General features: G+C 43.4%; 27 protein-coding genes. 4 read left to right on the top strand and 23 right to left on the bottom strand.

Features of this window, described 5'->3' with window-relative positions; genetic code table 11:
• Positions 1-16: 16 nt before the first annotated feature.
• The 8 genes from RIL182_RS16410 to RIL182_RS16445 form a co-directional block, all read right to left on the bottom strand.
• Positions 17-1,054 (bottom strand): hypothetical protein, encoded by a 1,038-nt coding sequence (locus tag RIL182_RS16410; RefSeq protein ID WP_006855908.1) that lies wholly within the window; start codon positions 1,052-1,054, stop codon positions 17-19.
• Entirely contained in the window at positions 1,044-2,177 is a 1,134-nt protein-coding gene (locus RIL182_RS16415) for a hypothetical protein (protein ID WP_006855909.1), read from the bottom strand. Before RIL182_RS16415 ends, RIL182_RS16410 begins: the two co-directional genes overlap by 11 nt.
• 3 nt (positions 2,178-2,180) lie before the next feature.
• Positions 2,181-2,900 (bottom strand): hypothetical protein, encoded by a 720-nt coding sequence (locus RIL182_RS16420; RefSeq protein ID WP_015521146.1) that lies wholly within the window; start codon positions 2,898-2,900, stop codon positions 2,181-2,183.
• A 155-nt stretch (positions 2,901-3,055) separates the two neighbouring features.
• Positions 3,056-4,156, bottom strand: a complete 1,101-nt coding sequence (locus RIL182_RS16425; RefSeq protein ID WP_242655475.1) for a DUF3048 domain-containing protein — start codon at positions 4,154-4,156, stop codon at positions 3,056-3,058.
• 135 nt (positions 4,157-4,291) lie between these two features.
• Positions 4,292-6,400 carry an InlB B-repeat-containing protein gene (locus RIL182_RS16430; RefSeq protein ID WP_006855912.1) on the bottom strand — a complete coding sequence of 703 codons (2,109 nt, stop codon included), beginning with the start codon at positions 6,398-6,400 and terminating at the stop codon, positions 4,292-4,294.
• A 26-nt stretch (positions 6,401-6,426) separates the two neighbouring features.
• Positions 6,427-7,371 carry a glycosyltransferase family 2 protein gene (locus RIL182_RS16435; protein WP_006855913.1) on the bottom strand — a complete coding sequence of 315 codons (945 nt, stop codon included), beginning with the start codon at positions 7,369-7,371 and terminating at the stop codon, positions 6,427-6,429.
• A gap of 8 nt (positions 7,372-7,379) precedes the next feature.
• Entirely contained in the window at positions 7,380-8,357 is a 978-nt protein-coding gene (locus tag RIL182_RS16440; protein WP_006855914.1) for a glycosyltransferase family 2 protein, read from the bottom strand.
• Between the two features lie 70 nt (positions 8,358-8,427).
• A complete protein-coding gene (locus RIL182_RS16445) occupies positions 8,428-8,889 on the bottom strand; it encodes a GtrA family protein (RefSeq protein WP_006855915.1) in 462 nt (153 codons plus the stop codon).
• Between the two features lie 221 nt (positions 8,890-9,110).
• On the opposite strand from RIL182_RS16445, the gene RIL182_RS16450 reads away from it, so the two are divergent.
• Complete coding sequence (locus tag RIL182_RS16450; RefSeq protein ID WP_015559764.1) at positions 9,111-9,332, top strand: alpha/beta-type small acid-soluble spore protein; 222 nt, start codon at positions 9,111-9,113, stop codon at positions 9,330-9,332.
• Between the two features lie 126 nt (positions 9,333-9,458).
• On the opposite strand, the gene RIL182_RS16455 is transcribed toward RIL182_RS16450, so the two are convergent.
• Entirely contained in the window at positions 9,459-10,019 is a 561-nt protein-coding gene (locus RIL182_RS16455) for a DJ-1 family glyoxalase III (protein ID WP_006855917.1), read from the bottom strand.
• Between the two features lie 200 nt (positions 10,020-10,219).
• Between RIL182_RS16455 and RIL182_RS16460 the strand changes: the two genes are divergently transcribed.
• Positions 10,220-10,666: a CYTH domain-containing protein gene (locus tag RIL182_RS16460; protein WP_006855919.1), complete on the top strand. Its 447-nt coding sequence runs from the start codon at positions 10,220-10,222 to the stop codon at positions 10,664-10,666.
• A 42-nt stretch (positions 10,667-10,708) separates the two neighbouring features.
• On the opposite strand, the gene RIL182_RS16465 is transcribed toward RIL182_RS16460, so the two are convergent.
• From RIL182_RS16465 to RIL182_RS16475, 3 genes are all read right to left on the bottom strand, one after another.
• On the bottom strand, positions 10,709-11,872 hold the full coding sequence (locus RIL182_RS16465) for a class I SAM-dependent methyltransferase (protein WP_006855920.1): 1,164 nt from the start codon (positions 11,870-11,872) through the stop codon (positions 10,709-10,711).
• Between the two features lie 79 nt (positions 11,873-11,951).
• A complete protein-coding gene (locus tag RIL182_RS16470; protein ID WP_006855921.1) occupies positions 11,952-12,653 on the bottom strand; it encodes a DUF1653 domain-containing protein in 702 nt (233 codons plus the stop codon).
• A 24-nt stretch (positions 12,654-12,677) separates the two neighbouring features.
• The gene (locus RIL182_RS16475; RefSeq protein ID WP_006855922.1) at positions 12,678-13,286 is read right to left on the bottom strand and encodes a hypothetical protein; all 609 of its coding nucleotides are present in this window, start codon (positions 13,284-13,286) and stop codon (positions 12,678-12,680) included.
• 120 nt (positions 13,287-13,406) lie between these two features.
• On the opposite strand from RIL182_RS16475, the gene RIL182_RS16480 reads away from it, so the two are divergent.
• Positions 13,407-14,750 carry a TrkH family potassium uptake protein gene (locus RIL182_RS16480; protein ID WP_006855923.1) on the top strand — a complete coding sequence of 448 codons (1,344 nt, stop codon included), beginning with the start codon at positions 13,407-13,409 and terminating at the stop codon, positions 14,748-14,750.
• Positions 14,751-14,765: 15 nt separating this feature from the next.
• On the top strand, positions 14,766-15,416 hold the full coding sequence (locus RIL182_RS16485) for a potassium channel family protein (RefSeq protein ID WP_006855924.1): 651 nt from the start codon (positions 14,766-14,768) through the stop codon (positions 15,414-15,416).
• Here the strand turns inward: RIL182_RS16485 and RIL182_RS16490 are convergent.
• The 11 genes from RIL182_RS16490 to RIL182_RS16540 all read right to left on the bottom strand — a co-directional run bounded on the left by RIL182_RS16490 (position 15,411) and on the right by RIL182_RS16540 (position 26,290).
• Positions 15,411-16,553 carry an aldo/keto reductase gene (locus RIL182_RS16490; protein ID WP_006855925.1) on the bottom strand — a complete coding sequence of 381 codons (1,143 nt, stop codon included), beginning with the start codon at positions 16,551-16,553 and terminating at the stop codon, positions 15,411-15,413. The two genes, RIL182_RS16485 and RIL182_RS16490, sit on opposite strands and share 6 nt — an antisense overlap.
• 318 nt (positions 16,554-16,871) lie before the next feature.
• Entirely contained in the window at positions 16,872-17,495 is a 624-nt protein-coding gene (locus RIL182_RS16495) for a cytidylate kinase-like family protein (protein WP_006855927.1), read from the bottom strand.
• Positions 17,496-17,507: 12 nt separating this feature from the next.
• Positions 17,508-18,218: an ABC transporter ATP-binding protein gene (locus RIL182_RS16500; RefSeq protein WP_006855928.1), complete on the bottom strand. Its 711-nt coding sequence runs from the start codon at positions 18,216-18,218 to the stop codon at positions 17,508-17,510.
• A gap of 18 nt (positions 18,219-18,236) precedes the next feature.
• Entirely contained in the window at positions 18,237-18,995 is a 759-nt protein-coding gene (locus RIL182_RS16505) for an ABC transporter ATP-binding protein (RefSeq protein ID WP_015521135.1), read from the bottom strand.
• A 1-nt stretch (position 18,996) separates the two neighbouring features.
• Positions 18,997-20,073 carry a branched-chain amino acid ABC transporter permease gene (locus RIL182_RS16510; RefSeq protein WP_006855930.1) on the bottom strand — a complete coding sequence of 359 codons (1,077 nt, stop codon included), beginning with the start codon at positions 20,071-20,073 and terminating at the stop codon, positions 18,997-18,999.
• A 20-nt stretch (positions 20,074-20,093) separates the two neighbouring features.
• Positions 20,094-20,975, bottom strand: a complete 882-nt coding sequence (locus RIL182_RS16515; RefSeq protein ID WP_006855931.1) for a branched-chain amino acid ABC transporter permease — start codon at positions 20,973-20,975, stop codon at positions 20,094-20,096.
• Between the two features lie 215 nt (positions 20,976-21,190).
• Complete coding sequence (locus RIL182_RS16520; RefSeq protein ID WP_015559755.1) at positions 21,191-22,399, bottom strand: ABC transporter substrate-binding protein; 1,209 nt, start codon at positions 22,397-22,399, stop codon at positions 21,191-21,193.
• A gap of 268 nt (positions 22,400-22,667) precedes the next feature.
• Positions 22,668-23,345 carry a hypothetical protein gene (locus RIL182_RS16525; protein ID WP_022112358.1) on the bottom strand — a complete coding sequence of 226 codons (678 nt, stop codon included), beginning with the start codon at positions 23,343-23,345 and terminating at the stop codon, positions 22,668-22,670.
• 74 nt (positions 23,346-23,419) lie between these two features.
• Positions 23,420-23,653: a hypothetical protein gene (locus tag RIL182_RS16530; RefSeq protein WP_242655476.1), complete on the bottom strand. Its 234-nt coding sequence runs from the start codon at positions 23,651-23,653 to the stop codon at positions 23,420-23,422.
• Between the two features lie 145 nt (positions 23,654-23,798).
• On the bottom strand, positions 23,799-25,307 hold the full coding sequence (locus RIL182_RS16535; protein ID WP_006855936.1) for an ABC transporter ATP-binding protein: 1,509 nt from the start codon (positions 25,305-25,307) through the stop codon (positions 23,799-23,801).
• A complete protein-coding gene (locus RIL182_RS16540) occupies positions 25,307-26,290 on the bottom strand; it encodes an ABC transporter ATP-binding protein (protein ID WP_006855937.1) in 984 nt (327 codons plus the stop codon). The genes RIL182_RS16535 and RIL182_RS16540 overlap by 1 nt, the downstream gene beginning before the upstream one ends.
• Between the last annotated feature and the right edge of the window lie 15 nt (positions 26,291-26,305).

Below are 26,305 nucleotides of genomic sequence, written 5' to 3' on the forward strand. Positions count from 1 at the left end.
TGTGTGAATACGAAACTTATCCGCAGGCCGAATCTATCGCCTGGCTCAGATAATAGCCTTCCCACAGTTTCGGTGCAACCGCAAGGGCTGCTTCTTTGAGTTTTTCATAATCTGCCGTATGAATTGCCTGATCCAGATCGCCAAGGCGGTCAATCGTAATACCGCAGGCATGTTCCCTGACAAAATTTGCCATTCCCGACCGGCTCCATACAATGACCGGAATGCCGGACGCAAGGTATAATGCACATTTGTGTGAGTTATTATATCGAAGGTATTCACCCAGGCCGCCTTCGATCTCATCTTTTCCGCTGCCATCCCAGACTAATCCATAATCCATCTCTGCAACTGCGAACGGTATCTCATCGGAAGACAATATTCCGTGATAATAACACCCATCTGCCAGCGTTTTTTCACGCTCCTGATCAAGTTTTCCCCATAATTCCATTCTGACATCAGAAGGTATCTCCATGACAGATAAAAATTCTGATTTGTTTAAATTGCCGGCAAATGCAATTTTTACTTCATTTTCTTTTTTGTGTGCATGCGATATTTCACGGATTTTAGCGATCTGTGTCTCATTCATCCGGTAATCCCAGATTCCGACCGGTATCATGTCTGAAGAAATACCGTTTTTCTTTAACATGGAAACAGTATTGACATTCGGTGCAAGGATTTTATCTGCCGCGGCAAGTGCCCTTACCTCACCGGGATCTCCATCGTTCTGTCCGTCATAGCGGAATGCGTTCAGATCATTGATAAAACAGATGATCCGGTACTTTTTCAGGAGCTGCAACCTTTTCAGCAGACGGATTTTTAAATGATTCTCCGGGATCGAATAAAATACGCTGTCGCTTTTTTTCACGCAAAACAGCAAAAACAAAACCAGATAAGGCAGATCCAGCAGTTTTAAATATTTACTGCAATGTTTTGGTACGCTCCAGATGATCTTCGCCTTTTTGTCCGCAAGCACGGAAAATACGTCACGCATGGCTTTCCCCGCAGCATCAAATGTTTCATCCTGCCTCTGATTTAACACATAAATATTATTTTTCATGTTTTTCCTCCACTATGCCCGGATACAATAATATTCCGCACAGAAGTAAAAATATATTCATAAATCCGTTTAATACAAACTGCTCTAACACACCGTACAACGCCAGAGTACCAATCATCACAAGCTCTTTGTAACACTCCATCCGGTACAATCTTAACATGGTTTTTAAGATAATTACAAAGAAAAGCACTGCTACAAGGATGCCTGCATAAAAAGTCACATGCATGTAACTGTTATCGACCAGTCCATGATAACTTGTATAGAAAATCTCCTGTGTCCGCGGAAACAGCGATAGCCCCTGATCTTTATAATAGGTATTCATGATGTATACTCTTCCCGACACCAGATGATTAATCTTATAAAGCAGCGCATGTTTTCCATTATAAAACAGTGTCGTAAACAGTGAAAATGCTGCACCGACCGGTACAGAGCACACCAGAACCGATTTTATTTTTTTACTTTTTACAACTTTATCAAATAAGATCAGCACCCAGCAGAAAAAGAATACAAGCACTCCCGTCCTGCAAAATGTCATCTTGTAAAAAACAAGTGCGATCAATGATGTCACTCCGCACCACAGGACATTTAATTTCTCATAATTATAGTATAATACTAAAAGTAACGCCAAAAATACCGTCAGAAATGCGGTATTAGGCTCTCCCATGGCAAACCCATATACATGCTGTTCCACATAGCCGGAATCGAGTTTTGTCTTTTCACCGATATCAAAAATTCCGATCAGGGAACCACCTGACAGTATCACCGCCGCCACACAGCGGATCCAGACTGCGATCTGTGCAATCACCGAAAAACGGCAGTTCTTCATCGCCACTACCGTCATGATCGACAGCAGCCACATATTCTGTCTTGTGATCACAGAAAGCATCACTCCGATTCCCATCATAACTGTGATCCAGAATACTTCCCACATGGTGTAGGTCGTAAAAACCATTTTAATCCCCCAGAACAGGATCGCTGTATAGAAAAACCATTTATAGATATTGTCCCCGTGATCATAGGAAAATGCCTTCATCAGAATATTGATTGCAAAATATGCATAAAAAGAGACAACGCCGATTTTTTTAACGTCAGCATTTTTTAAAAATGTTCGTACCGTGTTCATATGTTATCCCTCAAAATTCCGTTCTTTTTTGCCGGACACCTGTACGCCCGCATAAACCGCTACTTCTACAATAACACCAAAAAATGCTCCCGCCACAGCTGCCTTGGCAATCTCCCGCTTAAACTCCTGTATCGTCGGGGCATAGGCGAGATACCTTTTTTGGGCATCTGCCACATACGGCTCATCTAACACATGCACTCCGTTTTTACCAATGCTGTCCCGTACGGTATCTTTGACTGCCTCCAACAGATAACCTGCAAATTCCAAAGCATCTTCTTCATTTTCCAGTGAGAATGTCCCATAAGTTCTCGGATATTTGACATGCACTGTCATCACATCCGAGGAAGTATTCTGCTCTAAGTCAAACATATCCTGATATGCCAGATATTCCATATCATAACCGCTTAGCTGCTTCATCTTCTCATAAGTGCTGCGGCTTTCTGCCACCGTGATCACCGTACCGACACGCTCTGCGGCACTCTCCCCGCTGTATTCTTCCACCATCAGAGAGGCCATAACGCGGTAATCATCCTCATAATTTTTCTCGGAAACAAAAGAACGGTTCGAGTAATATTTGTAGCCCCCCAAAAGCAGTGCTCCCGCCAATGCACCAAAAAGCATCAGCCACCATACCTTAAGATTTCCCTGCAGGATCTCCCATACCGTATATTCCCTGTCTGTTGCAACTTTCTTTTCTTCCACTGCATATTCTCCGTTTTTCATTCTATTATTTTCCTGCTGACTCGTGAGGTTTGTTTTTGACCACATATATTTTTCATTTTACCGCAAAACGCGCGATTTTAAAAGCCTAAATAACAATACAAAAAAAGATCCGCACTCCATTTCTGAAGCACAGATCTTTTTACGTTATCACTTTATTATTCAATTACAAGATCAAGCCAGTCATCCACCGGGACAAATCCTACATAAGTTTTGCCGGTATTAATCTTGATCTCATTGCCTGCTGCATCATAGTAGCGTGTCGGAGAAGTCATCTTCTCTTTCTTCCAGGTAACCGGAATCGCTTTTCCATTGGTCACATAATATCCACCGCCCTGGCTGACACAGTCGAAAATCAGATAACCGTGTTCATCATACTGGGTATATCCGCAGCTCTGGATCAGAAGATTCTTAAAGCAGAGCTGTTTGTTGTCGTTACCCGGATCTACATGTGCTTTACCATACTCTGAGTAGTAGTAAAGCTGGTCATCCGCATTGTACTCTAAATAAGAACCATTGTGTGGGAACGGAAGATCCACGGTATTGGCATCGATTGCATCGGATGCAGAAGAAAGATCTACCGGATTACTCTCACTTGCAAACTGGTAATGCGGTCCCTCATAATAAGAAGTATATTCTTTTGAAACACCACTGTTTTCGAAGTTCTTGTCTAAATCTCCCGGTAAGATATATTCGGTATATTCTCTTGATTTGCCGTTATCCACACGTGAGAATGTACCACTAAAATTATCCACACTCGGATCTGCCATATATTCATCAATATAGAATGGACCGCCATCATGACAGATGACTGCATTCCACTCGGATGCAATCAGGATATTCGTCGGACGCACACTTCGGATGCTTCCTAACTGTTTGATGTTTTCCCAGTCTTTGACAAGTACCATAAATCTGGTGATTCTGCCGTTTAATGTGCTGTTCATCATCTCATAGACAACGTCTGCCTGTGATAAACCGTAATGTGGCAGTGCAATAGACTCATTGTCCACCATAACTGCGATCGGTCTCTGATTTTTAAGACTCTCATCAATCAGCTCGTTTGTCAGCTCACTGCGGTACATTCCCTCCGGAAGTACTTCCTCACTCTCGGTTTCAGCCTCTGTTGACTCTGTTCCAGCCTCTGTCATGGCAACTTCTGTCGAATCAGCCGCCGTCTCGTCTGTTTTTTTGTCGCCGCATGCTGCCATAGATGCCGCCATTGCAAGCGCAGTCAGCATTAAAATCGCTCTTTTCTTCAAACTAAATACCTCTCAACGTAATTATTTTGTGCTCTTTTGCACCGTTTCTGTTATTATACCACTTTTTAAGACTTTTTTACTATCTTATTTTCACGTTTTAAGAAAACCTTAAGGTAAAAAGCTGTAATTCATAAATTACTTCTTTTTCCACTTTGCATACAGTGTCTTATTTCCGCTGCTTCCTTTATTGATGACAGTAACTTTCTTTTTAAATTTCTTATCTAAATACCATCCCTTAAATACATATCCTTTTCTTGTCGGATTTTTCAGTTTGATCGTCGAAGTCTTGTATGTATATGCAGTCGGATTCTTTTTGGCATTTTTTCCACCATTTAATTTATAGGTAATCTTATATTTCGTAAGTTTCCACTGTGCATACAGTGTAATGTTCTTCGTGAGCTTGATCTTTGCTTTGTTTTTATAAGACTTACCTTTTCCGTTTGCCTTGGTATTCCAGCCTGTAAACGTATAATATTTCCTGGAAAACTTATTTTTTGAGATCGCGGTGGAAACACCCTTTGCCATACTCTGCTTGCTCATGCTTCCCTTGCCGCCATTGCTCTTGAATGTGATCTTATAAGTTGTCAGCTTTGCGAGTTTCTTCGATGAAACACTGCTGTCCGCATATTTATTGCAGACTGCAACTGCCTTCACCGTCTTACCAGGGGAAACTGTAAATGCTCCCGTATAACGTGTGCCCTTTGAATATGCCGCATTTGGCTCACTTCCGTCTGTGGTATAATAAATAACTGCTCCAGATGTTTTCGATGTTATTTTTACTTTATAGGAGGTACCGCTTACCGACGCTGAAATAACTGGCTTTGCTACTGTCTGAGTGATTGTGGCAATCGTTCCCGGTGCTGTGGATGTCGCCCCGGAATCGATCGTACATGCCGGCAGGTAACCCTCCCAGATATCTTCTTCCGCATGGAAAACATAGGAACTATAATTTACTGTATCATAATAATTATCGCTTCTTTCAAAATAACCATAGTAAATGGTTCCGTCCGCATCATCCCATGTACAGTCTACATTGTACCAGGAATCGTTAAGACGCACTTTATTCCACTCGTGATAGTAACTTGTTACTGCTACGGCATCGATTCCTGAGCCATTGCACATCATCTCAAATGCCTGTGAATATCCCGCACATACCGTCAGATCTGTGCAAAATACACTGTAGGCAGACTGGGAATATGCCGTATCCTCATCTTTAAAATTATTATCATATAAGGTCTGGTTATATTCCACTTTATCAATGATCAGATCATGGATCATTTTTACCTTTTTCTCATCTGTTGAGCAGGCATCGATCTTCTTCTGCCAGGATGAAACCTGACTCTGCACTTTTTTTGTTGTAGCTGCACGTGCGGAACCATTTGCAAATGCAGGATAAACACAGCCTGCAATACCATAAGTTCCATTTTTTAAGTATGCACTCTTTAAGAAATAGTACTGTGGATTTGAATAACGGAAGATCTGATATACCTCCTCCATCTGCGATAATGACAGCGAACTGCTGCCTACTATATCAATATAATAGTAAGTTGTCCCACTGATATTGTATTTTGCTGCATCTGCCTGTGTTGTCATATACTTTAAACAAACTTTATTCAAAGCATCCCAGTATGCCTTTTCCTTACTGCTTAACTGATTATAAAAATAATAACTTCCATATTTTTCCCAGGTACTGTTATAATAAGCAGATGATTTTAAAATATTTTCTGCTTCTTCCTCTTCCGCAGTTTCGCCATCCAGTGTGATTTCACCAACTGCTTCAAACGGCATAAGACCTGTCGGCATTCCTGTAAGTGCAGCCGCCCTGGTTTCCGCCTCCTCAGTTTCTTCGACCTCTTCGGTTTCCAGTATTTCTGTCTCCTCCACCGTCTGCGTTTCCAGTGTTTCTGTTTCCCCGGCCGTCTTAGTCTCCACTTCCTCAGTCTCCGCCGTTTCTGACACTTCAATTTCCGTTGCTTCACTCTGTGTCACACCGGCTTTCTGCTCCGTCTGACTCGCATTTTCTGTATCTTTGTCCTCTGCGTCAGCCTGCTCCGTCCCAGTTTCGGTTTCAGTTTCCTCACTCTGCACTTCTTTCTGAAGTTCTGTTTCCGTTTCCGGCGTAATCTCCTCCGTCTGCTCTTCTGTAATCTGTGCCGCATAAACAGAACCGGTCTCCGCCGGTGCAAGCACAGTCCCCACAGTGACAAAGACTGCCATAAACACTGCCAATACCTTTTTCTTCATACCTAACCTCCTGCTTATCTTTGACACTATTTCACTTTTTCCATATCCTCACGGTTTGTGTCCGAAACGATATAGTGTGGTCTTTTTTTGACTTCCAGATATGTTTTTGCAATATACTGTCCCATAATTCCCATACAGAATAACTGTATGCCGCCGATCAGCGTAATAATACATACGGTTGATGCCCAGCCATCGACCGGATCACCAAAGATCAGTTTACGGATAATGATAAACACAACTGCGATAAACGAAACAAATGTCATAAACATTCCAAACCAGGATGCCACGGAAAGCGGTGCCTGTGAAAAGTTAATCACACCATCAATCGCATAGCGAAACAGTTTCCAGAAACTCCACTTTGTTTCCCCTGCCACACGGTTAACGTTCTCATATGGAAGCCAGTATGTCTTAAAACCGATCCACCCAAAAATTCCTTTTGAAAAACGGTTGTACTCTCCCATCTCGACGATCGCATCAACCATGCTGCGTTTCATCAGTCGGAAATCTCTCGCACCATCCACAATATCCGCATCCGAAATCTTATTGATCAGACGGTAAAACATTCTTGCAAACCAGCTTCTTATCACCGGTTCTCCTTTTCTTGTAGCACGGCGCGTTGCCACGCTGTCATACCCCTGATTCTCTAATATATCAAGCATTTGTGGTAATAATGACGGAGGATCCTGCATATCCGCATCCATGACTGCCGCATAATCCCCGGTCACATTGCAAAAACCGGCATACATAGCCGCTTCCTTTCCAAAATTTCTGGAAAATCCGATATAGGTCACATGTGTATCTTCTTTTGCAAACTCTTTCAAAAGCTCCAGTGTTCCATCCTTTGACCCGTCATTGACAAAAATCATTTCATAATCACAGTCCATGGACTCCATAACTTTTTTGGTTTCCCGATAAAAGATCGGTAATGCTTCCTGCTCGTTATAGCATGGAACAATCAATGAAATCTTCATTTGTTTCTCTATTCTCCTTTTTCTTCATCCTCATTTTGTTTCGTCCAGGTACGCTCGCTGATGATATAGCGCGGCCTTGCCTTGACTTCCATGTAAATTTTTCCAATATATTCGCCCAGCACGCCAAGACAGACAAGCTGTACACCTCCCATAAAACAGATCACACAGACGGTACTTGCCCATCCGGTCACCGTTCTGCCGCAGATCTGTGTAATAACGGCCCATAAAACTCCAACAAAACTTAACACAGACACGCCAATTCCAAGACCTGAAATAAGACGGAGCGGTTTTACACTTAAGCTCGTGATCCCGTCAATCGCCAGATTGACCATCTTTGCGAGCGGATAATGCGATTCCCCTGCGATCCTCTCATGCCTCTCATAAAAAACACTCGTACTCTTGAATCCAACCAGCGGGATCATCCCGCGCAGAAATAAATTTACCTCTTTAAAACCTGCAAATTCCTTTAATACCCTCGCCGATATCAGCCGGTAATCTGCATGATTATAAACGGTTTCCACCCCCATCCGCATTAAGACCTTATAAAAAGCCTGTGCCGTAAATCGCTTAAAGAAGGTATCCGTATCACGGCTGCTTCTGACACCATAGACCACTTCCGCCCCGTCATAGTAAGCATCCACCATCGCTTCCATCGTTGCGATATCATCCTGCCCGTCACAATCGATCGATATCGTAATGTCACTGACATCTTTTGCCTCCATCAGTCCTGCAAGGACTGCATTCTGATGTCCTCTGTTGCGGCTCTGACAGATTCCAATAAAGTGTGGATTCTCCCTGGCAAGTCCTTCTATAATCTCCCATGTTCGGTCCTTACTCCCGTCATTGACAAAAAGGATGCGGCTCTCTTCACTTATCTTTTCTTTTTCGATCAGCAACTGTAATTCCTCTAAAAACAGACCGGAAGTTACCGGTAAAACTTCTTCCTCATTATAACACGGAATTACCATATATAAGACTGCCTTCATTTACTTTCTCCCTTTAATTCTGTTCAATTATGCCCTCAGGCTCTATCAACCCCCTGCCCGATACAACTTTTTATTTCCGGAAAACCCATAATTTACTGATCACATAATTCAATACGATCACAATGATCTGGGCTGCAATTTTTACCACCATGCTTCCAAATCCCAGTTTTGTGATAAACACGAAAAGAATCACTTCCTCAACAACTAACGTTGCAACTCTTCCACCGAAAAAATTCATCATCTGTACAAAAAATTCTTTCGCACCATTTGTCTTCCCGTCAAATACCCAGATACGGTTTGTAAAAAAAGCAAATAAAACCGCTAAAATCCATGAAAAAATGTTTGCGACAAGCTCGTTCATTCCCAGTGAAACATTAAAAAAGGCATATGTGATAACACTTATCACAAATGTCAATCCACCGAAAAACAGATATAAAAGCATTTCCTTATGTTTTTTATAAAACGGTTCAAAGATATTTAAAACCGGCAGATGCATCAGCCGGTCAAAAATATCCGGTTTCCTTGTATCCATAAATTTCTCCGTTCCCTTCTCTTTAACGTATCATAACGTTTCTATTATAGAGCACACGGGATTGCCTGTCAATGAAGCGGGATTTTTTTGTAAGTTTCCAATTTCCAGAATTTACCAACATATTTTTTCTCCCCCTGTAAATAATAGGATTAGGACATACAGTAATTCTTACTTGTAAATCCTAATAACAAACAACAGATTAATTTACGGAGGTGAAATCCATGAGTGGATCTAACAATTCTGGTTCTAACACCAGCAAAATGGCTGTACCACAGGCAAAAGAGGCTATGAACCGTTTTAAACAGGAAGTAGCAAGCGAGATCGGTGTACCGTTAAAAGAGGGTTACAATGGTGACCTTACTTCTGCACAGGCAGGAAGCATCGGCGGTGAGATGGTCAAAAAAATGATCATGAAACAGGAAGAGCAGATGTCAGGCAAGTAAAAAAACAACTTGCCGGAAGTAAAAAACAACTTCCCGCAAGTAAAAAACAACTTGCCGCAAGACCAAAAACGGCTCCACATCCATGGTGTGATGTGAAGCCGTTTTTCTTATACAACATACACTTTACTATTTTTCATTCGCACGGTACACAAGTCCCTGACGGACATGCTCTACTGTCTCATCATCGGTAAAGTAACGCACGATCTCAAACGCAAACGGAATCGCTGTTCCCATACCGCGGCTTGTGATGATATTGCCGTCCACTACAACCTCATCCTCGCTGGTCGTCGCACCGGTTAATTTTTCCTCGAAGCCCGGATGACAGGTTGCGTGTTTCCCTTCTAACAGGCCTGCTGCGCCTAACACACTCGGAGCTGCACAGATCGCAGCAACCATTTTTCCTTCCTCTGCAAACTTGCGGATCACGGCATTGACGGTCTCATTTTCCAGTAAATGCATGGTTCCCGGCATACCGCCCGGAAGCACGATTCCATCCAGGTCTTCATATCCGGTTTCTTCTGCAAGCGCATCTGCTAAAAAAGTAACCCCGTGAGAGCTTGTCACTTCTTTTTTTCCGGTAATTGAGAGCATAACGATCTCCATTTTTGCACGACGCACAACATCAACTACGGTAAGTCCCTCAATTTCCTCACAGCCATCTGCCATGAAAATTCCAATTTTACTCATAAATATTTCCTGCCTTTCTAAAGCTTTTGTTTTCCATTTTTGTACAGATAAAGTATAGCAAACTGATTTTTTGTGGTCAATGACTTACATGTCTTCCAATACTTCTTTTTTCCTGCCCCTGCAACTGCTATAATAGATGCAGTAGTGCTGTTTTCACGCACCAATTAAAAATTTTTTAAACCAAAAGGAGTTTCTACACCATGGAAATTGAACGTAAATATCTGGTAAAAACCTTACCTGACCACTTAGAACAATATGCCTGTAAAGTGATCGAACAGGGCTACTTAAACACTAACCCGGTCGTGCGCATCCGCCGCTCCAATGACGATTACATTCTGACCTGCAAGGGAAAAGGCATGATGGTGCGTGAGGAATACAATCTCCCTTTAAATGAAGAAGCATTTCTTCACCTGAAAGAAAAAATCGACGGAAGGCTGATTCAGAAACGCCGCTATCTGATCCCGCTTGCCCCTAAATATACGATCGAATTAGATGTGTTTGAGGGAGATCTTGCACCACTGCAGCTTGCCGAAGTGGAATTTGAAACAGAGGAAGAGGCAAATAATTTCACTCCGCCGGAATGGTTCGGAGAGGATGTCACATTCTCCGGCAAATACCACAACAGTCAGTTAAGTAAACTTCCGTAACCTAAAATGGGTGTGGCAAAACAGCCACACCCATTTTGATTTTTAAATTTTCCCGCTGTCTTTCAGCAGTCCATACAGTGTCGGTGTAAAATGAAACTCCTCCATCATATGTTCCACCTCTGTGAGGTAATTTTGTTTTACCGCACGCGGCACGATCTTCTTCTGTACTGCACGGATCAGGATATTCTTTGGCGTATGCGCAAAATCAACAAACTCTAAAAGCTGAGTTTTGTATCCACACACCTCCAGCAGATTCGCACGTATCGCATCTGTCGCAAGCGCGGAAAAACGCTCTTTTATAATGCCATAGCGCGTCAGTAATGAAAACTGCTCCGTCTTTATCTGTCCGTTCAACTCATGCTGACAGCACGGTACGGAAAAAATCATCTTTGCATCCCACTGAACCGCATTATAAAGCGCATAATCCGTCGCCGTATCACAGGCATGCAGTGTCACTACCATGTCTACCGGAAACGGTGTCTGATAGCCGTTGATGTCCCCCAGTTCAAAATGCAGATTGTGATAGCCATATTTCTCCGCCGCAAGATTGCAGTTTTTGATCACGTCCTCTTTCAGATCAAGTCCTACGATCTGCACGTTCATCTTTTTGATCTCCGCAAAATAATAATACAGGATAAAAGTCAGGTAAGACTTTCCGCAGCCGAAATCAATGATATTTAAGTGATCATACGGATAATCCCGCACTCCGTCCTCGATGATTTCAAGGAAACGGTTGATCTGCCGGAACTTATCGTACATAGTGCGGACTACTTTTCCGTCTGCCGTAAAAACTCCCATATCAACCAGCGGTGGGATCACGGTTCCCTCTTCCAACAGATATTTCTTTTTACGGTTATGGGATTCCTGCACTTTTGCTGCACCCTCTGCCTGCTTTTTGCAGCGGTAAGTCACTTTTCCTTTTTTTGAGATCAAAAGCATATATTCACTGGTTCCATCCCAGGCATTTAACTGTAAAAATTCACTGCCGACACGCCCTGACAGATAATCTAAAAGTCCATCCGGTTCTATCTTTTCATGAAAAACCTGTTTCTGCGTATAAGCGGCTGCCTGGTAACCGGACGATTTTTTTTCAATCTCGATCTTGCGGTATTTTGCAGCTTTGTCAGAGGGTTTGCTGACGATCACCTTGTAAATCTCCTGCTGCGTGATCTGTTGTAATTTTGATTTTAATTCTTCTGAAACCATGTAATCTCCATTTTTGTACACTAATCTTCAACAAATAGCCGTGTGAAAAACAAACTCACAGTCTTATTTTCCACACAGATTATCTGAGACGTGTGCTCTCAAAACGCTGTCTGGTACGGATACACTGTTTGAGCTGCTCATAACGGTCATCGAGATCTCCTTCCGGGATCACAACGTCTAAAACAACTGCCATATTGTTGATCATTTTATCTGTAATGATATCGCGCATAGATGTCAGGATATTATACTTTTCCTCAAAGGAAACCGCATCCAAAAACTCCATAAGTTTCGGTTCTACCTGCTCTTCTGTATCAGATGAAGCACCTTTACTTTCCTGCGCTCCGACATCTCCTGACACAGCTTTGTTGCTCTGTACACTGATATCTCCTGACACGCGCTCATTCTCCCGTACGCTGGTATCTGCATTTCTTCCGTTCTGATTCTGTAGAATCGTCCGCCCTGTACTATGTCCAACACTATATCTTTGTGTCATGTCTGCAGACCGCTCACTGCCAGTCTGTGCTGCCTGCACATCCTCTTTCTTCTCCCGCTCCACCAGCTCAAACCGGTATTTCTGCGTCACCTCCGGATATTTTTCGTGATCCACTTCACTGGTAAACATGGTAAGTGGTCTTGCATACACGCCAAAATCTCCATATAACGCCTGGTAGATCACCAGTTTTTCTCCTGTTTCAGAATGTGTCGCAATTGCTACGATCTGATATAATTTATTTTTAAAATGGCGGTAGATCTCGCCACTTACCGGTATTCTTTCTGCCATACTGTTGCTGTCCTTTCTTTCAACTTATGCCGTATGTACTTCTGTCAATCCCGCAATTTCGTCCGGCAGTTCAAAACGGTTTAACATCTCCACTCCCTCTGCCACAAAATCGCGCTCAAAACTCAGGTTTGCCTGATATCCCATGATCATCAGATCATTGACCTGATCCATCAGGGAACATTCGTCCTCACACTCCCCGTGTACTTTTTTCGGCGGCTCCCCTGTTTTTTCATAAAACTGTTCCCGCAGTTCGTCCGTCTGGTTTTCATTGACGTTCGAATCTGCACGGTTTAAAATAGCACCTTTTCCGGGATTTGAAACAGGGCGCGCTGCCTGCGTGGGCTTTGCCGTATTCGATGCAACCGTGCCATACTTCTGCTGCAGCCTCTGTTTTAATTCCTGCTGTCTTACTGATAAATCCCTCTGCATCGCATTTGCCGCATCCGCCAGAACATCCGGTCTTCCTGCATGACCACCATAAGAAACCTGTGTCTGTGGTACATTTTTTCTTCCTCCGCCGGGCTGATTCGGCACAGCCGCTTTCTTTTGTTTTCCTTCTTTTTTCTTTTTATCACTGTAAATCCCTGCTGCAATGCCAATAATTATCACAATCAGACCAAACAAATCATCCATAACTCTTCATGCTCCTCTCCTCTTTAACTTTGTAAAAATGTTATATATACAAAGTTCACTATTCGTATTATAATATTTTAATATACGTTTCTCAACAAAATTTTACTCTTTGGAGGATATATGTTACCAAAAAAATTAAAGCGGCTCTCTGACATGCAGTTGATCGCACTTGGTTTTCTTCTGCTTATCTTAGGCGGAACATGTCTTTTGATGCTTCCCTGCTCTTCCCGCACCGGCGAATTTACCCCTTTTATCACAGCACTTTTTACAGCAACAAGTGCCACCTGCGTCACCGGTCTTATTCTGGTCGATACCTATACACACTGGTCCTTCTTTGGACAGCTTGTATTATTACTTTTAATCCAGATCGGCGGTCTTGGCTTTATTACCATCGGAACTGCTGTTTCCCTGGTGCTGCGCAGGAAAATCGGTCTCAAAGAACGCGGCTGGATCAAGGAAAGTTTCAATGTATTAGATATCGGCGGCGTAGTACGGCTGATCAAACGTGTATTAAAGGGAACCGTACTATTTGAAGGAATCGGTGCACTGCTGTTATTTACCCGCTTTTATCCTGAAATGGGTTTTTTTAACGGACTTTATTACAGCATCTTTCATTCCATATCTGCGTTTTGCAATGCGGGTTTCGACATCATGGGAAAATACAAACCATATTCCTCTTTTACTGCCTATTATGACGATCCAATCGTAAGCTTTACGCTGTCTGCATTAATTCTGATCGGCGGCATCGGATTTATCGTCTGGAGTGATATCATTGACCACAAATGGCACTTTAAAAAATATGCCCTGCAGACAAAAATGGTCTTGAGTTTTTCGGCAGTTCTGGTATTTGGCGGAGCTTTACTGTTTTATTTGCTGGAACGAAATAATCTTTACGCCGATATGAGCACGACAGGCATCATCTGCAGTTCTTTTTTCAGTGTGATTACACCAAGAACTGCCGGTTTTAATACACTTGATATTGGCTCTCTCACAGAGGGTGGCAAACTGCTTACCATTATCCTGATGTTCATCGGAGGCGGTTCCGGTTCCACGGCGGGCGGCGTCAAAATGGCAACCATTTTCGTTCTGCTCCTGCATCTGCGCTCCACGCTCTTAAGAACGACCGGAACAAATATTTTTGGCCGCAGGATCGAAGACGACACGATCACAAAAGCTACAGCCCTGCTGTGTACCTACCTGTTTGCCGGACTTGCCGCAACCCTCGCAATCTGCGGCATGCAGGGTTTTCCGCTCGGAGATACGCTTTTTGAAGTCATATCCGCAATCTGTACTGCCGGAATGACAACCGGACTGACCGGACAGCTTAATTTTATCTCGCGGCTTATCATTATTTTTCTGATGTATATCGGTCGTTTGGGAAGCCTTTCCTTTGCACTTTCCTTTACCGATCACAAAAAACTGACACATATCATGCAGCCGGTAGAACACATCAACATCGGCTGAGAAAGGAATTTACTTATGAAATCAATTTTAATTATCGGACTCGGACGTTTCGGCACCCATTTATGTCAGGATCTTGCCAGACTTGACAATGAGATTATGATCGTTGACAAAGACGAAGCAAGCTTAGAAGACCTTCTTCCCCTTGTGGTCAGCGCCAAGATTGGCGACTGCACCAACGAAAAAGTATTAAAAAGTCTTGGTGTCGGAAACTTTGATTACTGTTTTGTCTGTATTGGTGAAAATTTTCAGAGCAGTCTTGAGATCACAAGCCTGTTAAAAGATCTTGGAGCAAAATATGTTGTCAGCAAGGCCAACCGTGATATCCACGCAAAGTTCCTGCTGCGCAACGGCGCGGACGAAGTTATTTATCCAGACCGTGATATTGCAGAAAAAGTTGCAGTCCGTTTTTCTGCAAATCAGGTCTTTGACTATGTGGAACTCGGAAATAATTTTTCCATTTACGAAATTGCCCCTCTGCCGGAATGGATCGGTCATTCGATCAGGGAGATCAATGTCCGCGTCAAATATAATGCAAATATCATCGGCATCAAAGCTGAAAACGGCATGGAACTGATGCCGAATGCAGAGTATGTGTTCCGTAGAGAAGAACATCTGATGATCATCGGGCATAAGCGGGACATGGAAAAGATTTTGAAGAAATTATAAGTGCATTTCTTTTTCATAAATGTCTGCTGCCTCTTCTAACAGTTTTCGGATTTCAAGATGCTGCGGGCACTGTGCCTCGCATTTTCCGCATTTGATGCAGTCTCCGGCTTTACCGCTTCCGTCGATCTGACAGCGGTAAGACCCCCGCGTCACATCCGTCACTCCAAACTGTACGCCCATGTTGTAGACTCCAAAAATATCCGGGATACGGATCTTTTTCGGACATCCCTCCACACAGTAACGGCAGTTGGTACAAGGAATCGTTGGAAGTTTTTCGAGTTCTTCCACCACCTTTCCAATTGCCTGCTGCTCTTTATCCGTGAGCGGCTGAAAATCTTTCATATAAGCCGTATTGTCCTGTAACTGCTTTAGATCCGACATTCCGCTTAACACCAAAATTACATTGGGCAGTGATGCAGCATACCGGACCGCATAAGATGCATAGGAAGCATTTTCATCCAGCGCACTTAAGATCCTCGCCGGCTCTCCGACCATATTTGCTAACGTACCGCCCTTGACAGGCTCCATCACGATCACAGGTACTCCATGCTTTTCTGCCACCTCATAACATTTGCGTGACTGCACGTTCTCAGACTCCCAGTCATAATAATTGATCTGAAGCTGCACAAACTCCATCTCCGGATGATTTGTCAGAATCTCATCCAACACATCTGCCTTATCGTGGAAAGAAAATCCGATATGCCGGATCTTTCCCTCCGCTTTCATGCTCTGTACAAACTGAAATCCGCCTAAGTTCTCTGCCTCTTTGACCCGGTCTTTATTCATGGCATGTAAAAGATAAAAGTCAAAATACTCTACCTGGCATTTTTTTAACTGTTCCTCGAAATACTTTCCGTAGTCAGCGTACTCTTTGACCAGCCATACCGGCATCTTGCTCGCAAGGAAAAAACGATCCCTCGCATACCGTTGTACCAGACAGCGTCCGACTGCTTCCTCGGATCTGCCATTGTGATATGGATATGCGGTGTCAAAGTACTTAAATCCCTGTTCGATGTAGGAATCGATCATCTCGCAGAACGCTGCGTCGTTGATATTTTCTGTGCTGCCGTCGGTTACCGGGAGACGCATGCAGCCGAATCCCAGTTTCTTTGGCATTTCTTTGGTTAACTCGCTCATTTGTGTGTGCCCCTTTCTTTTGGGTTGTTATAATAAAGTAATAGAGCCTAGGGCGAAACTCTTTTTTAGGTTGTGGTGGTCGTTGTGTGGCGGGCACCTGTTTAACGAAGGCACGCCGCACAACGACGCTACGTTCTTGAGAGTTTCGCGTTGGCAAACCTTTCTTTTTATTATAGCAACCCAAAGGAAAGCTGTATAGTATTCTTTTTCATGCAGGTACGCAGGCGGTCGGCACACCGCACCAGCCGGCAAACCCAGCCACCCCACTCCCACAAAAAAAGCAGAGCCACCCATGCCCTGCTTTTTCATTCCCGCACCTTAACTCTGGTACACCTCAATAAAGTTCTTCACAACCTCCACCAGCTTTTCATATCCCATGGAAGTCGTATCCAGACAGAAATCATAGTTTCTCGCATCATACCAGTCCTTCCCGGTATAATATTTATAATAATCCGCACGGTGCTTATCGATCTTTTCGATCTTATTCTCCGCATCCCGCCCGGTGATTCCGTCATGCTCCATTACACGGACGATACAATCTTCCTTCGGTGCAAAGAAAAACAGACGGAGCACATTCGGATCATCCTTTAACACATAATCCGCACATCTTCCGATAATGATACAGGACTCTTCCTCCGCCAGTTCACGGATCACTTTTGCCTGATAATTAAACAGGTTGTCATCCGATACAAAATCTGCGCTCTCCGGCGGAATCACACCGCCCTTATACGGATTTTTGCGTGCAATACGAAACAAAGGTGATTTCTTTAATTTTTCATCGGTCTGTCCGAAAAGCGCCTCATTGATGCCGCTGTCATCGGATGCCATTCTTAAAATCTCTCTGTCGTAGCAATTAATTCCAAGTTCTTCTGCGAGCAGCTTACCCAGCGTACGTCCACCGCTGCCGTAGCTTCTTGCGATTGTAATCACTGTTTTTTTCATTGCTGCATCCCCCTATTCTCCAAGATATGCTTTCTTGATCGATTCGTTATTCATCATTTCCTTTGCATCACCGGAGAGAACGATATTGCCGGTCTCCAGTACATATGCACGGTCAGCGATGGATAACGCTTTCTTCGCATTCTGCTCTACTAAAAGTACGGTTGTTCCACCCGCAGAGATTTCACGGATAATGTGGAAAATCTCTTCCACGAGAATCGGAGAAAGTCCCATAGACGGCTCATCCATCAGAATGATCTTCGGCTTCGACATCAGCGCACGCCCCATGGCAAGCATCTGCTGCTCACCACCGCTTAAGGTTCCTGCAAGCTGGTTTTTACGCTCTTCCAGTCGTGGGAAACTCTCATATACTTTTGCTAATGACTCTGCGATCTCCTGTTTATCTTTTCTGGTATATGCACCCAGTTTTAAGTTTTCATATACGGACAACTCTGCAAATACACGACGTCCCTCCGGCACATGCGCCATTCCCATGGAAACGATCTTGTGTCCCGGGATCTTTGAGATATCACATCCCTCAAAAATAATCTCGCCCGCCGCAGGACTCAACATACCGGTGATCGTCTGCAGCGTTGTCGTCTTTCCGGCGCCGTTTGCACCGATCAGCGCAATGACTTCTCCCTCATTGACCTCAAAGGAGATTCCCTTGATTGCCTGGATCACGCCATAGTATACTTCCAGATTCTTTACTTCAAGCATTGCCATAACTTAAAACCTCCTTTCCTATTCTCCTAAGTATGCCTTGATAACCTGTGGATCATTCAGGACTTCTGTCGTTTTACCCTCTGCTAAAACCTGCCCGAAGTTTAACACGGTAAGTTTCTCACAGATACCGGATACCAGTTTCATATCATGCTCGATCAGAAGCACTGTCATGTCAAACTCATCTCTCACAAAATGAATTGTCTCCATCAGCTCTTTTGTCTCGTTCGGGTTCATACCGGCAGCCGGCTCATCTAAGAGCAGAAGCTTTGGATTTGTCGCAAGTGCTCTCGCGATCTCAAGTTTTCTCTGTTTACCATAAGGAAGGTTGGATGCAAGAAAATCTGCTTCCTTCTCAAGGTCAAAGACTTTTAAAAGTTCCATTGCCTTCTCATTCATCTCTTTTTCTGCCTTATGGTACTTCGGCAGACGCAAAATTCCGGTCAGTGTGGAATAAGTGATCTGATTGTGCAGACCGATTTTTACATTATCAAGTACGGACTGGTCTTTAAACAGACGGATATTCTGGAATGTACGGGCAATCCCTGCTTTGTTGATATCGATCGTCTTTTTCCCTGTGATATCCACTCCATCTAACGTGATTGATCCGTCATTCGGTGTATATACACCGGTGAGCATATTAAATACGGTCGTTTTTCCGGCACCGTTTGGCCCGATCAGTCCGTATAACTGTCCTTTTTCAATCGAAATATGAAATCCGTCTACTGCACGCAGACCGCCAAAGGAGATACCAAGATTTTTTACTTCCAATAAACTCATGTTACTGTACTCCTTTCTTTGTGTTCTTTTTCAGTTTTGCAGCTACACGCTGTCTGAACTCAATACATTTCGGTGCCCAGTTAAAGAGCATCATTGCGATCAGTACGATGGAATAAATCAGCATACGATAATCGGAGAGTCCACGCAGCACCTCCGGCAGCAATGTCAGGATCACAGCCGCAATGATCGAACCGCGGAAGCTTCCCATACCACCTAATACAACAAATACAAGGATCATGATCGACATATTGTAACCAAAGTTTGCAGGTGTCGCTGTAACAGTAGACAGATTGTGCGCATATAAAACACCGCCTGCTCCCGCGATCGCTGCAGAGATCGTAAATGCCATCAATTTAAATTTTGTAATGTTAATACCAACCGATTCAGCTGCAATACGGTTATCACGGATCGCCATGATGGCACGTCCGCTTCTGGAATTTACCAGATGATATACAATGAAAAGACAGATCAGAATCATAATCACGCCGGCGGTAAAGCTGGATAAGTGCGGAATCTTTGCAATTCCTTTTGCACCATTGATCAGCCACTCTCCCTCATCGGAAAGTTTGATTGCATTTCCATTTGAAATCGCAAAATGAAAACCATCGGTATCTTTTGCGATATAAAGTACGTTGATCACGTTTTTGATGATCTCACCAAATGCAAGCGTTACGATTGCAAGATAGTCACCTCTTAAGCGCAGTACCGGGATACCGATCAGGAATCCGAAAAATGCTGCTACAGCGGTTCCGATAATTAAAACGATGATAAACAGCAGAATCTGGTTTGGGATCACATTCTGTAAAAGTTTTGTTGCAAATGCACTTGAAAAAGCACCGACACACATAAATCCTGCATGTCCGATACTGAGTTCCCCTAAATAACCCACGCACAGATTTAATCCGATCGCAACAATGGAATAAGTGCACATCGGCACTAAAAGTCCCTGCATCAGGGAGGACAACACTCCGGCTGCAATCAGTATCTGGACGATGAGATAGGCCACAATTACCATCGCAAAGGTAATCAGATGGTCTAATGTACTTTTTTTCATTGATTTTACATTTAATTTTGACATATCATTACTCCAATCTGACCTTATACTTTTTCGTGGATCTGTTTTCCAAGAATACCGGTCGGTTTTACAAGCAGTACAATGATCAGTACTGCAAACACGATTGCATCTGACAACTGGGACGAAATATAAGCACGTCCTAAGATCTCAATGATACCAAGCAGAATACCACCAATCAGTGCTCCCGGAATGGAACCGATTCCTCCGAATACCGCTGCGGTAAATGCTTTGATACCAGGCATGGAACCTGTATAAGGAGTCAGTGTAGGATATGCGGAGCAGAACAGCACACCTGCGATTGCCGCAAGCCCGGAGCCAATTGCAAAGGTCAGTGAAATTGTTGCATTGACATTCACACCCATCAGCTGTGCTGCATCTTTATCCTCAGAAACAGCAAGCATAGCCTGTCCGGCTTTTGTTTTTTTGATAAAAATCATCAGACCAGCCATGATGATGACACAGGCAAGAACCGTCACGATCGTGGTTCCTGAGATTGTAAGACTTCCACCTGCAAGTTTTAAGGACGGCAGTGTTACAACATTTGTAAAGGACTTTGTGTCTGCACCGAATAATAACAGTGCGGCATTCTGTAAAAAGTAGCTGACACCGATCGCTGTAATCAATACGGCAAGCGGGGTAGCACGTCTGAGTGGTTTGTAAGCAATTTTTTCGATGACGATACCAAGAACCGTACAAACAATAACAGACAGAACAACTGCCACAAGTGGCGGCCATCCCTGACCGTTCATGGCAAGGAATACCACATAACAGCCGATCATGATAACATCTCCATGTGCAAAGTTTAACATCTTTGCGATACCGTATACCATGGTATATCCCAGTGCAATGATCGCATAGACGCTTCCAAGACTGATACCATTGATCAGGTAAGATAAGAAATTCATAACAATCCTCCATTCTTACTTTATAACGTTAATACATTGATTTTTTTATTATACCATTTGAAATACTTGTATACAATCTTTTTGTTTCAAAAAACGCCACAATGTGACGTTTAAAAATATTCTGTCATAAGTATAAAAGGGGCTGACTGCGACAGCTTCGTCTGCAAACAACCCCTTTCTTTCCTTATAAAATAACTATTTATTTTTTATTTCATTTACATTGCTGCGTAAGCACCATCTTTGATCACTACTGCCTTCGGAGCCTTGCTGACCTCTCCGGTTGCCTGCCATGTCATTCCCTCACCTGTCAATCCATCTACAGAGATAGATGTCATTGCTCCGGTTAATGCAGTGCCCAGATCAGAAGCACTCATATCCGGTGTTGCACCTGCCTGCTCGATAGCTGCTTTGATAACATAGATTGCATCGTAAGCATCTGCTGCGAACTGGTTTGGAACATCGCCATATTTCTCTTTGTATGTGGAAACAAATGCTTTTGTTTTCTCATCATCTGCATCTGCAGCGAATGGAGTTAATAACATAACACCTTCCGCTAAAGATGTATCAAAGTTCTCAACGCCAAGGATTCCGTCCATACCATCAACACCGAAGAAAGCCGGCTCATAACCCATACCGTTTGCCTGGGTTAAAATGATAGATGCCTCTGTATAGTAAATCGGTAAGAATACTAAGTCAGCGCCTGCAGACTGCGCTTTCTGAAGCTGTGTGGAAAAATCTGTCTTGGAATCTGCTGTAAACGCTTCCTCAGCTACAACCTCAAGTCCTTTATTCTGTGCCTCTTCCACGAAAGTAGCTTCGATACCGGAAGAATATACGCTCGAACTGTCATAGATGACTGCAACTTTTGTTCCTAAATTGTTGTCTGCAATGTACTGTGCAGAAGCTGTACCCTGGTTCGGATCTGTAAAGCATGCCTGGAATACATTATCGTTTGTGATAACATCTGTGGATGATGCGGATGGTGTAATCTCAAACATACCATCTTCTGCTGTCTTGTCTGCAACTGCTACACAAGGTGTTGTTGTAACAGTTCCCATTAAGATCTGCATACCCCAGTCTTTTAATGAGTTATATGCATTGACGGATTTCTCTGCATCGTTCTGATCATCCTCTGCTTTGAATGCAAGCTGATATCCGTTTGCACCGCCAGCTGCATTGATCTCATCCACTGCCATCTGTGCTGCGTTCATAACTGCGTTTCCGTAAATTGCTGCATCACCGGTTGTCGGTCCGATGCTTCCGATCTTAAATACAGAACCGTCTGCTGCACTGTCGTCTGATGCGCTGCTGTCTGCTCCTGCAGATGCATTGCCTGTTGATGTGTTTCCTGCTGAACTGCCACAGCCTGCCAGACAACTTACTGCCAGTGCTGCTGTTAAAAACATACTTACCGCTTTTTTCATAATAGCCTCCATTCCTACCCATTTTTCAGGGCATCACAAGTTTGTGTTCAAACACAAATCTTGTGTGTGAAAAATGTAATTTTTCACACTTTTTCCTCCATTCATCTTCCGCACCTTATATTGTCATGATATTTCATACATTTGCGAAAGCTCTGAAACTTGTTGTTGCAATAATAGCAAAAATATACACTTTGCACAATATTCAGATTCACCTAAATTCTTGATGGATTTTAATCATAATTATACAAAGTGACATGTTTCATAACTTTTAGTTATATATAGCATGAATCATACGAATAAAAGCATCCATATCCTCTTTTAACCCTGCTGCTTCGATGCTGTCTGCATAGCGGTCCGTAAAATTTTCTTTCAGATAATCCGAAAGGAACTGATTGCGCTGTCCATTTTCCATATCAGCAAGTGTATCTTTCTCTTCACGAATCAAATAAAATGCAAGTGCAAAAAAATCCGGTGCTTCCCATGCCGCAGCATCCTTTAACACTGCCTGTATGTTTTCCAGCTCGCTGCGCAGCATAAGTGTGCTGATCTTTGCATCCGGCATTCCAAGCTCCGATGATGCCGTCTTTAAACACTTTACCGTTGAACCGTAATCCGGATCGTCCTCCCGGATCGAACATATGTGATAAACATGATCTAAATCCACGATCAAAGAATCCAGGCTTTTTTTTACATCCCGTTCCGGTTCCTCCGTCATTTCATCCAGTAAAAGTTCTATCTTACGCTGTGCACGTTCTAAATGTTCCCTTGATGTTTTATAGCCTTCCTGAAGACTTTCTCCTGACCTCTGTGCCTCAGTTATTATTTTTGCCAGTTCACCGGCAGCTCCCTTTTCCATCCCGGCACCAGTCAGTTTCCCCTTCCATTCCTTTTCCCTGCTGCGCTGTTCCTTTTGTTTCTTTTTCTGCTCACTATCCCCAAATATCAATTTTCTCTCCCCCTTCAAACTCCCGCCTGGTTTTAACACAGTAATCTTTGTCTGCGCCGGTGGTCTCCTGCCAGTCAGTGTAACAGGAAATATCCTGCCACAAGAATAATTCCAAGCACTAAAATGGCAACCGGTATGAATGTGATAAATGCTGCGATGATCATTGCAGGCATATCCCCCTTTTCCAGTTCCGGACGTTCCATCTCCTCATACGGCTCCCCCGCTTCTTTTCTGCGTTCTTCCTCGGCAGCATCACTGCCCTCATGCAGTTTTTTCATTGCTCCATCTATTTTTCTCTGAAATAACATAAAACTCTCCATTTCTTACTTATAAAATAAGAGCTCACTCTCACTAAAAACACTACGTTTCCAGTTTAAGCCAGCTCTTATCATCTGTCAATTTGTATCTATTTTTATTTTTTGCTGCTGTTCACATCTATAGTGCAGACAATAACTATTTTTCTTCCGGCACACCTAATTTATGATGACATGCCACGAAATGTCCCGGTTCTACCTCTTCGAACTGCGGAGTCACATTCTTGCAGATCTCTGTGCAGTAACGACATCTCGTATGGAACTTACATCCCTTCGGCGGGTTGATCGGGCTTGGGATATCTCCCTCAAGAATGATCGTCTCTTTCCTGCCATCCACATCCGTTGTAGGGATCGCAGAAAGTAATGCCTCTGTATATGGATGGTACGGATGTGCAAACAGATGCTCCGTATCGGAAAGCTCCATCATATTTCCCAGATACATTACACCGATTCTGTCACTGATGTATTTGATAACAGAAAGGTCATGGGAAATGAACAGATAGGTTAAATTATTCTGCTCTTTTAAGTCTAACAGAAGGTTAATGATCTGTGACTGAATGGAAACATCCAGTGCAGATACCGCCTCATCACAGACAACAAACTTCGGATGTACTGCAAGAGAACGCGCAATACCGATTCGCTGTCTCTGTCCACCGGAGAACTGATGCGGATAACGATGAATAAAATAGGACGCAAGTCCACACTTCTCCATGATCTCCATGATATAATCCTGCATCTTCGGATCACCTTTTTTGAAGATATTGTGCGCCATCAGTCCCTCGCCGATGATCTGCCCTACGGTCATACGTGGGTTTAAGGATGAATATGGATCCTGGAAAATAAGCTGAAGATCACGGCGTAAATAACGCATCTCTGCATCGGTTAAGTTTGCAAGATTGATGCCGTCGTCCTTCTGTACCTCATATTTTTCAAAATCTTCATCCTTTTTGCAGTTGTCACGGATCTTATCGATCTCTGCTAACTCAGCCTGTACTTTTTTCTGAAGCTCCGGAATCTTTTTCTTTACTTCCCCGGCTTTCGCAGATTTTCCGTTCTTCTCAAACTCATCTGCCTGTGCATTGATCTTTCGGATCTCTTTCATGGCAAGATACTCTGCGAGATAATGACGGCCTGCCTCTGCAAGTGCAGTCTCATCTAACGTATAAAGTCCACCAATCAGAGCTGTGATATCCAAAAGATCGTTATCTGCCTCGCTCTCCATCTCGGCAAGGTGCTGTCCGGCTACCTTCTTAGCGATCTTTTCTTCCTCAGTGCCCTCCGGCATTTTTGCATAGTCAGCCTCTAATTTTTTTACTTTACCTAAAAGTTCCTCGCATTTTTTCTTTTTATCCGGAAGATTCTTAAAGATCTCCTCAACATATTTTAAATCAAAATCTTCAACGGTACGTCCGTAATATACGGTGCGTCCGCCGGTCTGACGGTAAAGCTGTAACAGCGTACGTCCGAATGTGGATTTTCCACATCCACTCTCACCTACCAGACCAAATGTCTCGCCTTCGTAAATATTTAAACTGATTCCATCATTTGCCTTTACAAATGACTGTGGTTTTCCCATCTTCTTTTTTCCGATCGGGAAATACTGTTTTAAATTCGAAACGCGCAGTAATACCTTGTTCTCGTCACTCATTAGTTTCTTTCCCCTTTCTTCGGATAAAAGCAGCGTACCATATGTCCCGGTTCTACCTCATTCAGTTCCGGTTCCATCTCACGGCACTTGTCCGTTGCATATTTACAGCGCGGTGCAAATTTACATCCCTTCGGAAGGTCCAGCGGATGCGGTACGGCACCCGGAATCGCCTCTAAGCGGATTCCGGTCGGTGTATCAAGACGCGGGATAGAGTAAAGCAGTCCTTCCGTATACGGATGCAGGTAGGAGTTATCCCCAAAAATGCTGCGCACCGGAGCTTTTTCCACAACCTGACCACAGTACATAACAGCGACATCGTCTGCCATCTCGTTGATAACACCAAGATCATGTGTGATAAAGAGAATGGATGTTCCTTTCTCTTTTTTCAGATCATTCATTAATTTTAAGATCTGCGCCTGGATCGTTACATCAAGTGCAGTCGTCGGCTCATCGGCGATCAACAGTTTCGGTCGGCAGGCAAGTGCCATGGCGATCATGACACGCTGACGCATACCACCGGAAAGCTGATGCGGATACTGTTTTGCAACTGCCTCCGGGTTCGGGATACGGACATCCTTTAACATCTCAACCACTTTCTCGGCTGCCTCTTTTTTATTCATTCCCTGATGAATGATAAAAGGCTCGGAGAGCTGACGCTCCACGGTAAAAATCGGGTTTAAGCTGGTCATCGGCTCCTGGAAGATAACAGAGATCTCATTTCCACGGATCTTACACATATCTTTTACAGATACGTCTGCAAGATTTTTACCGTCAAAAATAATCTCACCGCTGTCAATATAACCGTTGCCATCTAATAATTTTAAAATACTCATGGCGGAAACACTCTTGCCGCTTCCGCTCTCACCTACAACACCAAGTGTCTTTCCCGGTTCTACCGAATAAGAAACACCGTTTACTGCCTTGACAATACCCTTTTTCGTTTTAAAGAAGGTATGCAGGTCATGAATCTCTAATAAAGCCATTTTGTGTCTCCTCCT

This window comes from Roseburia intestinalis L1-82 (genome assembly GCF_900537995.1).
Classification (GTDB): domain Bacteria; phylum Bacillota; class Clostridia; order Lachnospirales; family Lachnospiraceae; genus Roseburia; species Roseburia intestinalis.